The organism is Pectinatus haikarae, from assembly GCF_015732185.1.
Lineage (GTDB): Bacteria > Bacillota > Negativicutes > Selenomonadales > Selenomonadaceae > Pectinatus > Pectinatus haikarae.
Genome location: NZ_WIQM01000010.1, coordinates 1 through 17,239, shown reverse-complemented (window position 1 = coordinate 17,239; position 17,239 = coordinate 1). Strand labels below are relative to the sequence as shown.

General features: G+C 41.7%; 4 protein-coding genes, 2 tRNA genes and 2 rRNA genes. 3 read left to right on the top strand and 5 right to left on the bottom strand.

The features are described 5' to 3' along the window. The first annotated feature begins 41 nt into the window (after positions 1-41). The 3 genes from I6758_RS07490 to rpoC all read left to right on the top strand — a co-directional run bounded on the left by I6758_RS07490 (position 42) and on the right by rpoC (position 9,651). On the top strand, positions 42-1,721 hold the full coding sequence (locus I6758_RS07490) for a diguanylate cyclase (RefSeq protein WP_196604593.1): 1,680 nt from the start codon (positions 42-44) through the stop codon (positions 1,719-1,721). A gap of 224 nt (positions 1,722-1,945) precedes the next feature. After that, on the top strand, positions 1,946-5,671 hold the full coding sequence (gene rpoB, locus I6758_RS07485; RefSeq protein WP_196604592.1) for a DNA-directed RNA polymerase subunit beta: 3,726 nt from the start codon (positions 1,946-1,948) through the stop codon (positions 5,669-5,671). A 17-nt stretch (positions 5,672-5,688) separates the two neighbouring features. Further along, positions 5,689-9,651, top strand: a complete 3,963-nt coding sequence (gene rpoC / locus I6758_RS07480; RefSeq protein ID WP_196604591.1) for a DNA-directed RNA polymerase subunit beta' — start codon at positions 5,689-5,691, stop codon at positions 9,649-9,651. A 117-nt stretch (positions 9,652-9,768) separates the two neighbouring features. Here rpoC and addB read toward each other — a convergent pair whose 3' ends face one another. The 5 genes from addB to I6758_RS07455 all read right to left on the bottom strand — a co-directional run bounded on the left by addB (position 9,769) and on the right by I6758_RS07455 (position 16,928). Then, positions 9,769-13,206 (bottom strand): helicase-exonuclease AddAB subunit AddB, encoded by a 3,438-nt coding sequence (gene addB, locus I6758_RS07475; RefSeq protein WP_196604590.1) that lies wholly within the window; start codon positions 13,204-13,206, stop codon positions 9,769-9,771. 95 nt (positions 13,207-13,301) lie between these two features. Continuing rightward, positions 13,302-13,377, bottom strand: a tRNA-Lys gene (locus I6758_RS07470). Positions 13,378-13,383: 6 nt separating this feature from the next. Then, positions 13,384-13,458: transfer RNA gene (locus I6758_RS07465), tRNA-Gln, on the bottom strand. A 63-nt stretch (positions 13,459-13,521) separates the two neighbouring features. Then, positions 13,522-13,638 (bottom strand): 5S ribosomal RNA (gene rrf, locus I6758_RS07460). A gap of 366 nt (positions 13,639-14,004) precedes the next feature. Beyond that, positions 14,005-16,928: ribosomal RNA gene (locus I6758_RS07455) — 23S ribosomal RNA — on the bottom strand. Positions 16,929-17,239 lie beyond the last annotated feature (311 nt).

Genomic DNA, 17,239 nt, shown 5'->3' with positions numbered 1-17,239 from the left:
AGTCTGGCTTTTTATTTGAATGAATAATCTGGAGGTATAGAATGTACGTCTTGCATATAGGACGAGATAGGCTTTTTTCAAAAAAATTACAGAATTTAGTGGTAAAAAGTGGTTTTATATATAAATATACAGTATCTCTGGAAGATACCTGTCATGAAATAAACAAAAACAATTTTTATTTGATAATTATTGACAGAGATGTCCATACACCTTATATAGTAAAAATGATACGCAAAAATAATTTTACTGCATACAACCAAATCATTGTAGTTTCGCCGGATGATGATTTCAATATAAAAAAATATTATTTTAAGTTAGGCATAATGGCCTATTTTTATAAAAAGAATTTTGACAGCAACAGATTTTGCAACTATCTAAAAACATTAAATGATGAAATAAAAATCATCACTACTTTGAAATCAATGAAAATTGCAGTCGTTGATGATAATCCTTTTGCACTTGATGTGATAAAGGACTTTTTTTTATTGCATAATATAAAAAATGTAGATTATTATCAAAACTCTTTGGATTTTTTACGAGAAAAACAACGCTTCGATCTTTGCTTTATTGACTTGGTAATGCCTGTTTATGACGGAGAAACTTTAGTCCGTCATACCCGTGAAACCAATAAGGACACTATAATTATTATCATTACAGGCTACAATAATGAAAAAAACATTACGCACTGTCTAAATATAGGTGCTGATGATTTTATGCTCAAACCATTGGATTTTACTATATTCATGTCCAGGATAAATTCATGTATAAGCCGGCATAAATTAAATAACGATCTGCAAAAAGACAGCGAAAAACTTTTTGAACTGGCCACAAGAGACGCTCTCACTAACCTCTATAACAGAACATACTTTCTGGATGCATATAAACGTAAAGTTGCCGAAACACTGAGGACTAAAGAAAAGTTTTCTCTGATTTTATTGGATATAGATCATTTCAAAAATATTAATGATGAATATGGTCATCTAAAGGGTGACTACGTGCTCAGGGAAACGGCAGCTCTGCTGGAGCGTAATCTACGCCAGTCAGATATTTTGTGCAGATGGGGCGGTGAAGAATTTATCATTCTCTTAGGGCATACAGATATCAGTAAAGCTGCTATTGTAGCAGAAAATATGCGCAAAATCATTGAAAACAACGCTTTAACCGGTCTGCGCTCCATTACTGCCAGCTTTGGTGTCATAGAGTATTCTATAAATATAAGTTCGAAAAAAAACTTCACTTTTTTGGATAATTCTCTGTATCTGGCAAAATCTATCGGCAGAAATAAAATTATCTGTAACGGAGATCTGCGTTTGTTTAATCAAGAAAAAATCAGTGAAATAGAATGGAATCCTTTTTTTAAAAGTGGCAATCCAATTATTGATAATGACAATAGCATGTTGATCAACATGTCTAACGATCTTATAAAAAAGTGCCATTTCCCAGATCAATTTAAAGATACAGCTTTGCTAAAAAAAATAATTTTCACCGTTGACGCTCATTTCAAAAGAGAAGAAAATATTATTAAAACAATAGGCTATGAAAAATATGAAGAACATAAATCAACTCATAGAAGTTTGGTGCTAAATGCAATAAAAATGCACGATGCCGTTGACAACGGCAGTGAAACAATGGTAAATGCTATAAAATATGTTATAGAAGAAGCTATTATCGGTCACGTCATAAAATCTGACTTTGATTTTTTCCCGCTGCTGCGTCAATAATTTTACTTGACCATGAACAAACGCTGTGCTATAATTGATTATTACAGAATGGCTAATTATCCTCAAAAGAGAAATATCTCTTGAGGATAAAATATATCAGGCGGGGTGTACAATGAAATATTATGAAATTGAGAGAGCAAGGTGTGAAAAATAATAACGGCCTTGCCTTTTTAATGTTCGTTTATTGCTTTATTATTGTTTAAATGTGCTGAGGGGTGAAAATTTTGTTTAAACCTGTTCCTGTGGGAAAAAGAACAAGGTATAGCTACGCCAAAATTAAAGAAGTTATGGATATGCCGCATTTGCTGGATATCCAGAGAAATTCATATGAATGGTTTATGAAAGATGGGCTTAAGGAGATTTTCCATGATATATCACCAATACAGGATTTCACAGGAAACCTTGTATTGTCGTTCGAAAATTTTTCTTTAGGCGATCCTAAATATGCTATTGATGAATGTAAAGAACGTGATACGACCTATGCTGCACCATTACGTGTTAATGTGCGCCTTATTAATAATGAAACTGGTGAAATAAAAGAACAGGAAGTATTCATGGGTGATTTTCCGTTAATGACGGAAACCGGTACATTTATTATAAATGGAGCTGAGCGTGTCATAGTAAGTCAGCTGGTGCGCTCTCCTGGTGCTTATTACGGAGTGGCAACTGACTCAACTGGCAAACAGTTGTATAGTTCTACGCTTATTCCTAACCGCGGCGCGTGGATAGAGCTGGAAAATGATGCTAATGATGTGATTTCTGTGAGAATAGACCGGACGCGCAAACTTCCTGTTACTATTCTTATAAGAGCACTTGGCATCAGTTCCAACCCCGCTATTGCGGAGCTTTTTGATAACGATCCCCGTATCGTCAATACAATGGAACGTGACAGTGCTGTTTCAAAAGAAGAAGCACTCGTTGAGATATATAAAAGGCTGCGTCCCGGAGAACCGCCGACAATTGAGAATTCACAGGCCCTTCTGGACGGACTTTTCTTTGATCCTAAAAGATATGACCTTGCTACAGTTGGCCGTTATAAGGTCACAAAAAAGCTTGGCTGGAAACGACGCCTCACTGGGCATGAGCTCACACAGCCGCTTGTTGATCGTACGACCGGCGAAATAGTTGTTCCGGCGGATACCCTAATTGATATGTCTATGCTTGAATCTATAAACGTAGAACAAGAAAAGAATATTTTTGGTGACGGTGAAATGATATCTTTCTACGTAAAAAGCAAGACAGATAAGCCAATGAAAATGATCTGCTCACCGACACTTGAATATCATCACAGAACTATTACTATAGAGGATATAATGGCATCAATAAATTATCTTCTTAATCTGATGGACGGTATAGGCTCTACTGACGATATAGATCATCTGGGAAATCGTCGTGTGCGTTCTGTTGGTGAGCTTCTGCAAAACCAATTCCGTATTGGTCTTTCAAGAATGGAACGTGTTGTCAGAGAAAGAATGACTATTCAAGACAATGAAGTTATAACGCCCCAGGCGCTTATCAATATACGCCCTGTAGTTGCTGCGATAAAAGAATTTTTTGGTTCAAGTCAGCTGTCTCAGTTTATGGATCAGCACAATCCGCTCAGTGAATTGACGCATAAGCGCCGTCTAAGCGCATTGGGTCCTGGCGGACTATCACGAGAACGTGCAGGATTTGAAGTTCGTGATGTTCATAACTCACATTATGGACGCATGTGTCCTATTGAAACTCCTGAAGGACCTAATATCGGACTTATTGGTTCTCTATCCACATATGCTCGTGTGAATCGTTTTGGTTTTATGGAAACACCTTATCGTAAAGTTGATAAAATCAATAAAAAGGTCACAAATGAAGTATATTATCTCACTGCGGACGAGGAAGATGACATCGTCATCGCTCAGGCTAATGAAAAATTGAATGAAAATGATTGGTTTTTATCAAATCGTGTTACCGCTCGTTTTCATGAAGAAACAAGTCTCATGCCTGTTGATTCTGTTGATTATATGGATGTTTCACCTAAGCAGGTAGTTTCTATAGCAACCGCAATGATCCCTTTCCTTGAAAATGATGATGCCAATCGTGCCTTAATGGGCGCAAATATGCAGCGTCAAGCAGTACCACTGCTTCGTACGCAGGCACCTTTAGTCGGAACAGGAATGGAATATAAGGCCGCCTGTGATTCGGGTGTAATGGTTTTGGCTAAAAATGCAGGCACAATTTCAAAAGTCACTGCCGATCAGATCGTTGTCCGCAAGGAAAACGGCGATCATGATATATATAAACTCCAGAAATATCTGCGTTCCAATCAGGGCACCTGCATTAATCAGATGCCAATCGTTTACAAGGGTGATAGTGTATATAAGGGACAGCCTATTGCAGACGGACCGGCAACTGATCACGGTGAACTTGCTCTTGGCTACAACATAATAGTAGCATTTATGCCATGGGAAGGTTACAACTATGAAGATGCTATTCTTCTCAGCGAGAAATTGGTAAAAGAAGATATTTATACCTCTATTCATATCGAAGAATATGAATGCGATGCCCGTGATACAAAATTAGGTGCGGAAGAAATAACACGTGACATGCCTAATGTTGCCGAAGAAGCTCTCAAAGATCTTGATGAAAAAGGTATCATCCGCATAGGTGCTGAGGTTCGTCCTGGTGATATATTGGTTGGCAAGGTAACTCCTAAGGGAGAAACTGAGCTCACTGCAGAAGAAAGACTGCTGCGTGCCATATTTGGTGAAAAAGCACGAGAAGTCAGGGACACATCACTGCGCGTTCCGCATGGTGAAGCAGGCAAAATTGTCGATGTAAAAATTTTCAGCAGAGAGAATAACGATGAATTACCACCCGGTGTAAACCAACTTGTTCGTGTATATATAGCCCAAAAGCGTAAAATAGCTGTCGGCGATAAAATGGCTGGCCGTCATGGCAATAAAGGGGTCGTATCACGTGTCATGCGTGAAGAAGATATGCCTTTCCTGCCAGATGGAACGCCTGTAAATATCGTTTTGAATCCTCTTGGTGTCCCTTCGCGTATGAACATAGGACAGGTGTTAGAAACGCATCTTGGCATGGCAGTACGTGAACTTGGCATGCAGATAAACGCGGGCGACCTTTCCGTGGAAAAACGATTGAGAGAAATCGGTTATGATTTTGATGCTTATGATATGCCTAAACCCGATACCGCTGGATTGCATATAGCAACGCCTGTATTTGATGGTGCAAAGGAAACTGAAGTATTTGAAACACTTCACGCATCAGGTTTTTCTAATGATGGCAAAACCATCCTCTATGACGGACGTACCGGTGAACCTTTCGAAAATCCTGTAACTGTCGGCTGCGTATATATGCTTAAACTTCATCATCTTGTTGATGATAAAATTCATGCCCGTTCCACAGGGCCGTATTCACTTGTAACTCAGCAGCCTCTCGGTGGTAAAGCTCAGTTTGGTGGACAGCGTTTTGGTGAAATGGAAGTTTGGGCTCTTGAAGCGTATGGAGCTGCATATACATTGCAGGAAATATTGACCGTGAAGTCAGATGATGTAGTCGGCCGTGTAAAAACCTACGAATCCATCGTTAAAGGTGAAAACATACCGGAACCGGGCGTCCCTGAATCATTTAAGGTTCTTATTAAAGAACTGCAGAGTATCGGCCTTGATATAAAAGTTCTTTCTGAGGACGCTCAGGAAATTATGATTCATGACACGGATGAAGATATTATCGATGCATCTAATGACAACTCGGCAATCCCCACTAAACCGCCGACTGAAGAAAAACCTAATCAACCTGAACCTCAAAAGCAGGAAAATAATATTGTAGATGACGATGACATTATTGCAGAATTAGGCAATATGACAAATGAAGAAGATATGGGCGAAACTGGCAGAAACAGTTCATCAAATGCTGATAATATGACAGATGATGACGATTATAATGAATAGAGGGGAGTGACTACCCTTTGTTGGATGTCAATAATTTTGATTCCATGCGCATAGGGATTGCATCACCGGATAAAATCAGAGAATGGTCTTACGGTGAAGTAAAAAAACCGGAAACTATAAATTATCGTACACTAAAACCTGAACGAGACGGCCTGTTCTGTGAGAAAATATTTGGTCCTACCCGTGACTGGGAATGTCATTGCGGTAAATATAAGCGAATCCGGTATAAAGGTGTTATCTGTGACCGTTGCGGTGTTGAAGTTACTCGGGCAAAAGTTCGTCGTGAACGGATGGGGCATATAGAACTTGCAGCTCCAGTATCACACATTTGGTATTTTAAAGGTATTCCAAGCCGCATGGGGCTCATTCTTGATGTATCACCCCGTTCACTGGAAAAAGTATTATATTTTGCCTCATATATAGTTCTCGATGCCGGTGATACGCCTCTTATGAAAAAACAACTTTTAACTGAAAATGAATTTCATGAATACAGCACAAAATATGGCAGCAATTTCAAAGTTGGAATGGGTGCCGAATCAGTAAAACAACTGCTTGATGAATTAGACTTGGACAAAATGAGCGTTGACCTTCGTGCCGAGCTTAATTCTTCCAGCGGACAAAGAAAGATACGTGCTATACGGCGTTTAGAGGTTGTTGAAGCTTTCCGTAAATCAGGTAATAGACCTTCATGGATGATAATGGATGTAGTGCCTGTCATACCTCCTGAATTGCGCCCTATGGTACAGCTTGACGGTGGCCGCTTTGCCACTTCTGATCTCAATGATTTATATCGCCGTGTCATCAACCGCAATAACCGCTTAAAAAGACTTCTTGATCTTGGTGCGCCGGATATTATTGTGCGCAATGAAAAACGTATGCTTCAAGAAGCGGTAGATGCATTGATTGATAATGGACGCCGCGGACGTCCTGTAACAGGTCCTGGCAACCGTCCGTTAAAATCTTTGAGTGATATGCTGAAAGGTAAACAGGGTCGTTTCCGTCAGAATCTACTTGGCAAGCGTGTCGATTATTCAGGCCGTTCAGTTATAGTAGTAGGCCCTGAATTGAAATTACATCAGTGCGGCCTGCCGAAGGAAATGGCATTGGAATTATTTAAGCCATTTGTCATGAAAAAACTTGTCAATGCCGGTATTGCTCATAATATAAAATCCGCAAAACGCATGGTAGAACGTGTGCGTCCCGAGGTTTGGGATGTTTTGGAAGAAGTAATCAAGGAACATCCTGTATTGCTTAACCGTGCCCCGACGCTTCATCGTCTTGGCATTCAGGCATTTGAACCTGTTTTGACAGAAGGTCGTGCATTAAAACTGCATCCTTTGGCCTGTACAGCTTACAACGCTGACTTTGATGGTGACCAGATGGCTATCCATCTTCCGCTTTCCGCCGAAGCACAGGCTGAAGCACGTATATTAATGCTTGCGGCAAACCATATATTGGCTCCAAAAGACGGACGGCCAATAATCGTTCCTACACAGGATATGGTGCTGGGCTCTTATTACCTGACTATTATTCGTCCCGGTGCATTGGGTGAGGGAAAAATATTCACCGGTATTAATGAAGCTATTTTGGCTTATCAGCATAAGGCTCTCGCTCTTCAGTCTGAAATAAAGGTGCGCATTGAAAATTACGGCATGGTAAAAACTTCATTAGGACGCATGATTTTCAATGAAATCCTCCCTGAAAAGATAAGATATTTTTATAAAGATAAAAATACCGCGGAATGGTGTCTCGGTATTCGCATGGATAAGAAAGAATTGGGTAAGCTTGTTGCTAAATGTTACGAAAAATTGGGCGGCAGTCAAACTTCGGTAGTCATAGACAGTGTAAAAAATCTTGGCTATCATTATGCTTGTATTGCAGGCATGACAGTTGCCATTTCTGATATTATAGTTCCTTCAGAAAAGAAAGAAATAATCGCAGCAACTGAAGGTGTAGTAAATAAAGTTGAACGCCAATTTAACCGCGGTCTTATTACCGAAGAGGAACGACATAAAAATGTGTGTGATCTGTGGACCAAAGCTACTGACGACGTAACTGATGCTATGATGAATAATATGGATGCTTTTAATCCTATTTTTATGATGGCGGATTCAGGCGCCCGTGGTAATAAACAACAGATGCGTCAATTGGCGGGCATGCGCGGTCTTATGGCAGATCCATCCGGTAACATTATTGAATTACCAATCAAAGCTAATTTTCGTGAAGGACTTACCGTATCTGATTACTTCATTTCTTCACATGGGGCTCGTAAAGGATTGGCAGATACGGCACTTCGTACTGCTGATTCCGGCTATCTTACCCGCCGTCTTGTCGATGTAGCACAGGATGTCATCGTTCGTGAGGAAGATTGTGATGTCGTCGGTATCAACCTGGTGCGCGAACGAGCAAAATTGGCTCCATCATCATCAAATGCTATCTCCATGCTGGCCCCCACACTGATTAGTCGCATTTTAGCGCAGGATATAACAGATCCAAAAACATCTGAATTAATTATTGGGGCTGACACTGTTCTTGATGAAGAAAAACTTAAACTCATAGGCGCGCACTGTGTGTCACAGATAATATTGAAAGGCTCTTCCAATGCTGATATATGTGCAGGAAGCGCTGTTTCCACCGAAACCATTTTACTTGGTGCACCCGAAGAAGGCGTACGCGCATCTATAAAAAAAGCCATGATGCATGAAATGCTCGGCAAAAATATAACTGAAGATGTACGTGCAGGTGATGGCACCATACTTCTAAAAGCTGATACCTCGCTGACAGAAAGCAATATAGAATCTATTCTCAATAGCGATTCTAAAGAAGTGAAAGTCCGCAATAATGCTATCCGTGGTATTGAAGTTGAAGCCATAAAAGAAGGAAACGGCGTCATTGAATCGCTTAAAGAACGTATTGTTGGCCGTGTTCTGGCAGAAGAAATCGTGGATTCTTCTACAGGCAAAAAAATAGCTTTACTTAATGAAACGATAACAGATGACCTTGCAGATAAGATCTGTGCCGTTCGTGAAAAAGTTTCAATAAGAAGTGTGCTTACATGCAAATCGCAATTTGGTGTATGTATAAAATGCTATGGTCGTGATTTGGCAAATGCTACACAGGTTGATATTGGTGAAGCTGTCGGTATCATTGCTGCACAATCCATAGGTGAACCTGGCACTCAGCTCACAATGCGTACTTTCCATACCGGAGGCGTTGCAGGAGAAGACATTACTCAAGGTCTGCCTCGTGTAGAAGAACTGTTTGAAGCACGCAAACCTAAACATCATGCAGTCATTTCTGAAATTGAGGGTGATGTGGTAATCACAGAAGACAAGGGTATGCGCATAGTAATTATAACGCCTGAATCGGGTGATCCTCGCGAATATCAGATTCCATATGGTGCCAGATTGATCGTACGTGATAAAATGTCTGTTAAACCGGGAGATAAGCTTACTGAAGGCTCTATTAATCCACACGATATCCTGAGAGTATGCGGTCTGAAAGAAACGCAGCGATACCTTGTTTATGAAGTTCAGAAAGTTTATAAGTCCCAAGGTGTTGAAATAAATGACAAGCATATTGAAGTTATGGTGCGTCAGATGTTGCATAAGGTTAAAATAGAAGACTCCGGCAACACTGAATTTTTACCTGGTGAATATGTAGATATAAATACCTTTGAAGCCGCAAATGCCAAAACCATTGAACATGATGGCATGCCAGCAGTGGCACGTCCTATACTGCTGGGTATCACCAAAGCCTCTCTGGCCACTGATTCCTTCCTTTCCGCAGCATCATTCCAAGAAACTACACGTGTCCTTACCGATGCTGCTATCAAGGGAAAAGTGGATCCGTTGATAGGCTTAAAGGAAAATGTTATTATCGGTAAACTTATTCCTGCAGGTACAGGCATGAGCCGATACCGTAATATTCAGGTCAAAAGTCTCCTTGACCAGACAGCAGTCGATAATAGTGTAAGCTAAAATAATAAAAAAACCACCTTTTGTTTTTATGAAGCGGCGCCATAAATTGGACATGAAAATCCAAACTTATGGCGCCGCTTATTACAAAAGGTGGTTTTTTGTTGCAACACTTTAATTTTACTGTCTATTATCGAATTGCTGATTATTTATTATTTTTTTCATAATAAGCTCATCCGTTTCACCCGGCAGATCATTATATCTATATCCGGGTACTGCAGCATCAAAACGGCAGAAAGATATATATGGACAAAACATGCAGGCCGTTTTTTTATTCATTTTATATGGCGTAGGAGAGATTTCACCTGCCAAAATATGGTTTCCTGTATCGACCAGCATCTCACTCATATGTCTAAGCAATGCACCAAACTCCTCTTCTGTTTTTATACTGGTGCGGCTTGCCTTGCTTATCGATCCGTCCTTATTGAATTTTACCTTGATAAATAATGATGAATCGTCTATTTTCTTTATTATATTTTCATCCAGCAAGACCCATCCTGACATACGCATTTGTCTCGCTATTTCTGTCTTTATTTTACCTTCCGGCATTTCTTTATCAAAAGTGAGAAGTGTACTTTTTAAAAAACAATATAATATTCCCGCAGGCAGCACAGGCCCCAAAGTGGCAGAAGAGTTCTGCACCGCTAACATGTAGGTCAGCAGCTGAAGCTTTAGTCCATGGTAAACTTCAGCAATATTTATATATGCATTGCCGGATTTATAATCTATAATAAGAAAATACTGCCCGCTTCTATCTACATCTATACGATCAATCTGTCCCGAAATATTTATCTTATAACCATCCTCAAGGTCATAGATCAACGGGGGCAAATCAATTTTTTCACGTCCGAATGCCTTTTCTACGGCAATAGGAGAGAATTCGCTGTGCTCTGAAAAATCACAAAGCCTGTCTATAGCCATTTCTGCTGCCTTGGCTATCCTTTTAGTCAAGTGCTTATATTGCCCGCTGCTTAAAAGAATTTTATTTTGCAGCCTGACGGCTAATTCAGAAACTATATTCTGGCACAATTCATGTCTTTCCTCTTTAGATACATCATTCCATCGTTTTTTCAGCGTCAACAATGTTTCACCGAAAGTGCGCATTGTTTCATGCAGGAGTACTCCTCTGTCAGGTGCAGAAAAATTAAATTCTGTTCTCTCTGTCAAACTCAATGCATAATGAGCAAAATGTTTAAAAGGGCAATTGTGGAATTGTTCAAAACGTGTAACACTGCCCTTGAGAAAGCCATTTTTTGTATAGAGCATAGAGGCAGACTGCCTTGACAAAAATGTATCAGATGCCTGTACAAAGAGGCCTGACAAAGCAACAAACAAATCTTTTTGAAAAGATGTTTTCGTTAATAACCAATTGTATACATCAAACCAAAAATCAGCTATCCTTCCTTTTTCCTTATATTGACGCAGCGCAGTAGTCAAATAAGAAATACTGCGGCGACCTGTTACTACTCTTCTTTTTTCGTTTTTATCGGAATAATTTTCCAAAAGTATGGATATATGCTGATTCTTCTTCAAAGAAAACATAAAATATAATCTTTCAATCAAAGGCGAGCGGCTCAAAGAACCTCCATCGGTATCCGATAATGGATAAGATATCCATAAATATTCACGACTCAAGGTGAACGCTTTATATAATAAAAATTTTTCAAAGAAATTATCCTCACCTGCCCCAGCGGAAAGGTTGACTCCTGCTCCATGAAGGCAAAGCCTGTCAAGATCATTTAACAGTCCCTCGTTTTTTACATGCTGCGGCATGCTTCCCTCATTTGCTCCTAAAATATAGATTGCTTTTTTATTTTCCAAACTATTTTGTTCAAAAGAAGCTATAGTAACGTAATCTATCCCCGGAGGTATAAGCGCAATTTGCAGTGCCTCCAATCCGTCACTTAAAATTTCTGCATATGCACTCAGTGTGAATACTTCTTCGCCGCATGTCTCTATAAGTTGATCCATAAAATCAATAACATCATGCCATATTTGCTGCTGTTCCTTTGCTATTAACAAAGCCCCGCTGTCTTCTGCCCGTTTCTGCCATAATGAAAGCTTCTCCGGAACATGCAGCTCAATTAAAAATTTATAAATAACTTCAGTTACACTGCGTACAGTTTCTGATGAATGCAGATTTTCAGCCAATTGCTGCAAGGGTGCGATTAATTGCCGCCGGACAGCATTTATCTTATCAAAAAAAACTTTTTCTTCCTGCGACAGCTGCTGTTCTGCAAGAGGGCTCCTGGAATATTGCCAATCAGTCGATGAAAGCCAATTCTTTTTCCCCCTTATGCCAAACTCTAAAATATAATTTTCCAACATGTCAACATCATCACGTGTAGCTGGAAAAAAATCTGTCTTAAAACAACGCAGTAAAGGTTCATATTGCCAAGTACGAACAGCTTCAAGACAAGATCGCAGCAGCTCAGCAAGAGGATGATGAATAAAAAGTCTCTTTCTATCACTGAAAAAGGGGATCTGATAGTCATGAAATACGGCATGCAGAAGATCATCATATGTTTTTTCACGAATAACAATCCCTATATCGCTGAATACATAATTTTCTTCACGGCACAAGCGCAATATATCTATTGCCACAGCTTCTGCTTCAAGACGACGATTAGCTGCTTCTGCAATAATAAGCCCTTCTGATGATTCCGATTTTTTCACTGGAAAAATAAACATATTAGCAGCTATCATTCTTTGGGCCGGTTTCAAAAAACGATGAAACTGCTCAAGTTTGGTAATTTTGGTTTCGAGATTTAATTGATCGCAAATTTCTTTTATTTCTTTAAAGGTAATATATTGTCGATGAAATAGGGCAGTTTCCTCATTATTTGCAGTATCGCCAAGATCATTTATGCATAAAGTCAAATGAACAGATGATGCTTTTTTAAATAATGAAAGAAGTACACTTTGCTCCTGCGGATTAAAAAAAGTAAAGCCATCAATCCATATTTCAGAATTTTCCAGCCATTTTGCTGACCTTATTTTAGAAGCAGTCAGATCTAGAATATCTTCCGCATCAGTATAACAATTACTGGACAAAGAAATATATTCACCATAAAGCAATACAATATCAGCTAATTTTTGCTGCAAAATTTTATCAGGTATAGCAGGTATAGCTGACTGCAAAGCCGTCGGTGTTATCTTATATGTTTTCAATTCCTCAATGACAGTGCATAAAAAAGAAACAAAATTACGTTGTTGTGCTGCTCGGGCAAAAAAAGTAAGTTCACTTCGATGTGCAAGAATAATTTTTGCCAGAATCAGATTTTTACCTGTTTCTGTAATACGTGATTTTGTTACTCCACCTTCTTGAGTCAAGATATATTGACAAAGTCGACGAAATCCAAAAACAAAAACCCTTGAAAATCCTCCTTTATCGTTCATCAGAACAGCCAGCTTGCGTTCAATTTCAAAAGTCATGTGTTCCGGTAAAACTAAGAAAAGCGGAGTTCCTTCCGGCATTGTTTCCAATCTGTCTCTTATATTCTGCAAGCAGCGATCTGTTTTTCCCGCACCTGAAGGACCAATAATAAATTCAAACAAATTGTTCACCTTCATTTTCAATTGACAAAAAGCCAGCAGGATAATCCCTACTGGCTTCTATTAAGCTCGAAAAAAATTCAAGCATGTATTTAAAATGGTGGCTCACCCGAGATTCGAACTCGGGACACCCTGATTAAAAGTCAGGTGCTCTGCCAACTGAGCTAGTGAACCATAAAATGGCTGGGGTAGCTGGACTCGAACCAACGAATGCGGGAGTCAAAGTCCCGTGCCTTACCGCTTGGCTATACCCCAATCATGTCATACGATTAGAAAAAGCAATATCAGGTTATCAAAATGACAACCTGATATAAACTGAACCGGCAGCAACCTAATCTCCCAGGGGGCTGCCCCCCAAGTACCTTCGGCCTGTGGATGCTTAACTACTGTGTTCGGAATGGGAACAGGTGGATCCATCCAGGTATCGCCACCAGATGCTTCAGATCTTACTGCTTTAGCAGTCTAGAGATGAAGTACGCAAAGTGAGCATCGCGAACGACGCGTTTCCTTGCCCTTCTTAGTGCTTCAGCACTTAGAAATAAAGTACGCAGAGTGAACGCTAGTGAACGCGCGTTTCCTCTAAAATTATCTTAATGCTTTAGCATTGAGATAATCAGCACGCAAAGTGAGTTTACGAACGCCGCGTTTCCTCAAACGTTCTTTTCTGCACCTTAGTGCTCATATATAAAGTAAACCAGGAACTAATCTGCTGCTTTCCCTTTACCTATATACTTTCATGAGTGATCTTGCACACTCAAAACTTCACAGAAGAAATCAGGACCAAACATTTATAGATGAAATTAAGTTAAGCTCTCGGCTTATTAGTACCAGTCCGCTTCGTATGTCACCATACTTCTACTCCCGGCCTATCTACCTCGTCATCTTCAAGGTGCCTTCCAAGCCTTACGGCTCTGGGAAACCTCATCTTAAGGCAGGTTTCACGCTTAGATGCTTTCAGCGTTTATCCTTTCCGAACGTAGCTACCCAACTGTACCCCTGGCGGGATAATTGGTACACCATTGGTTCGTCCACTCCGGTCCTCTCGTACTAGGAGCAGCCCCCTTCAAGTTTCTTTCGCCCGCGATGGATATGGACCGAACTGTCTCACGACGTTCTGAACCCAGCTCACGTACCACTTTAATGGGCGAACAGCCCAACCCTTGGGACCTGCTTCAGCCCCAGGATGTGATGAGCCGACATCGAGGTGCCAAACCTCCCCGTCGATATGGACTCTTGGGAGAGATTAGCCTGTTATCCCCAGGGTAGCTTTTATCCGTTGAGCGATGGCCCTTCCACGCGGTACCACCGGATCACTAAGCCCTGCTTTCGCACCTGCTCGACTTGTTGGTCTCGCAGTCAAGCTCCCTTCTGCCTTTGCACTCTTTGCGCGATTTCTGGCCGCGCTGAGGGAACCTTTGGGCGCCTCCGTTACTCTTTCGGAGGCGACCGCCCCAGTCAAACTGCCCGCCTGGTACTGTCTTGAAGATCGTTACTCTTTCAGTTAGATGCCCGTTAAATAAAGGGTGGTATCCCAACAATGACTCCTCACTGACTTGCGCCAATGTATCTAAGTCTCCCACCTATCCTGTACGTTATTTACCGAATATCAATGCCAGGTTACAGTAAAGCTCCATGGGGTCTTTCTGTCCAGTCGCGGGTAACCTGCATCTTCACAGGTATTTCAATTTCACCGGGTCCCTCGTTGAGACAGTGCCCAAGTCGTTACACCTTTCGTGCGGGTCGGAACTTACCCGACAAGGAATTTCGCTACCTTAGGACCGTTATAGTTACGGCCGCCGTTTACCGGGGCTTCAATTCGGGGCTTCGGATTGCTCCTGACTCCTCTTCTTAACCTTCCGGCACCGGGCAGGTGTCAGCACCTATACGTCAGATTTCTCTTTCGCAGGCACCTGTGTTTGTGCTAAACAGTCGCTTGGGCCTCTCTTGTGCCACCGCCTTCAGCTCCACCCGTTCGGGTTTCACCGTCTGCGGCTATCCTTTTCCCGAAGTTACGGATATATTTTGCCGAGTTCCTTAACGAGGGTTGTCCCGCGCACCTTAGGATTCTCTCCGCGCCTACCTGTGTCGGTTTTGGTACGGGCACTTCTTCTCTCACTAGAAGCTTTTCTCGACAGCGTAGCTCGTTTGAATTCGGTTCCTCCGTAGATTCACCTATCTATCACTTCTCAGCCTTCTCACATGGCGGATTTGCCTGCCATGCAGCCTACCGGCTTCGACGCGCTCTTCCATTCGCGCGCTCAAACTGCTTTCTGTGTCACTCCTTCGTTCAATCGATCCGAAGTGGTACAGGAATTTTTGCCTGTTGTCCATCGCCTATGCTTTGTGCCTCGGCTTAGGTCCCGACTTACCCTGGGACGACGAGCGTTGCCCAGGAATCCTTAGGCTTTCGGTGGAACAGATTCTCACTGTTCTTTTCGTTACTCATACCGGCATTCTCTCTGCTGTACGCTCCAATGCTCCTTACGGTACATCTTCAGTCGCATACAGTATGCTCCCCTACCCAGTATATATTTCTATATCCTGCCACGGCTTCGGTTCTGTGCTTGAGCCCCGGTCATCTTCGGCGCAGAGCCTCTCGACCAGTGAGCTATTACGCACTCTTTTAATGGTGGCTGCTTCTGAGCCAACATCCTGGTTGTTTATGAAGTCCTACATCCTTTTCCACTTAGCACAGCATTTGGGACCTTAGCCGGTGATCTGGGCTGTTTCCCTTTCGACTACGGGTCTTATCACTCGCAGTCTGACTCCCAAGTATTTTATTACAGCCATTCGTAGTTTGACTAGGGTCGGTAGGCTTTACGCCCCCTTGCCTGATCAGTGCTCTACCGTCTGTAATCTTCCCTTGAGGCTAGCCCTAAAGCTATTTCGGGGAGTACCAGCTATCTCCGCGTTCGATTGGCATTTCACCCCTATGCACACCTCATCCCAAAGTTTTTCAACACTCACGGGTTCGGTCCTCCACGCATTTTTACCTGCGCTTCAACCTGGACATGCATAGATCACTGCGGTTTCGGGTCTACACCATATTACTTAACGCCCTATTAAGACTCGCTTTCGCTTCGGCTCCGTGTCTTCCACTTAACCTCGCAATATAATGTAACTCGCCGGTTCATTCTTCAATAGGCACGCCGTCGCTCTCTTACGGAGCTTCGACTGCTTGTAGACATACGGTTTCAGGTTCTATTTCACTCCCCTTCCGGGGTTCTTTTCACCTTTCCCTCACGGTACTATGCGCTATCGGTCGCCAGTTAGTGTTTTGCCTTGGAGGGTGGTCCCCCCAGCTTCTCGCAAGGTTTCTCGTGCCCCGCGATACTCTGGATCCCGGCCCTTAAGTTCCGCTTTTCGCCTACGGGGGTTTTACCTCCTATGCCTGACCTTTCCAAGTCATTCGGCTAAACGTTCCTTAATTTCTGCCGGTCCTCAACCCCGTATCACCGAAGTGTTACGGTTTGGGCATCTGCCCATTTCGCTCGCCGCTACTTTGGGTATCTCGTTTGATTTCTCTTCCTCCGGGTACTTAGATGTTTCAGTTCCCCGGGTTTACCTTCCTTTCGGATGTCAGAACTTCTTCTGACGGGTTGCCCCATTCGGATATGTACGGATCACTAGATGCTTGCTCTTCCCCGTACCTTTTCGCAGCTTACCGCGTCCTTCGTCGGCTCCTGGCGCCAAGGCATCCACCGTATGCCCTTATTCGCTTAACTTCGTCAAACCTGCCGTTAATACCATTTTGCTTCGTCAGTGCTTTGCTTCACTCATCAGCGTATATTAATACACTTTCTTCATTCAGCTTTGCCCTTCCTTGCATTATGATGTTTCTTGCAGCTTTGCCGTTACATTCTAAGATCACTCTTAAAATGTCACCTTTTAGCTTAAGTTCATATGTTTCGTCTTAGCTTTTGTTTTTAGTTTCCTAATTGTGCTTGGTCCAACTATTCCCCGCCATTCTCTAGAAAATGTTTTTTCACAAGTTTGGCATTGGTGATAATTGTTCTTTGCTTTCTCAATGTGCAAT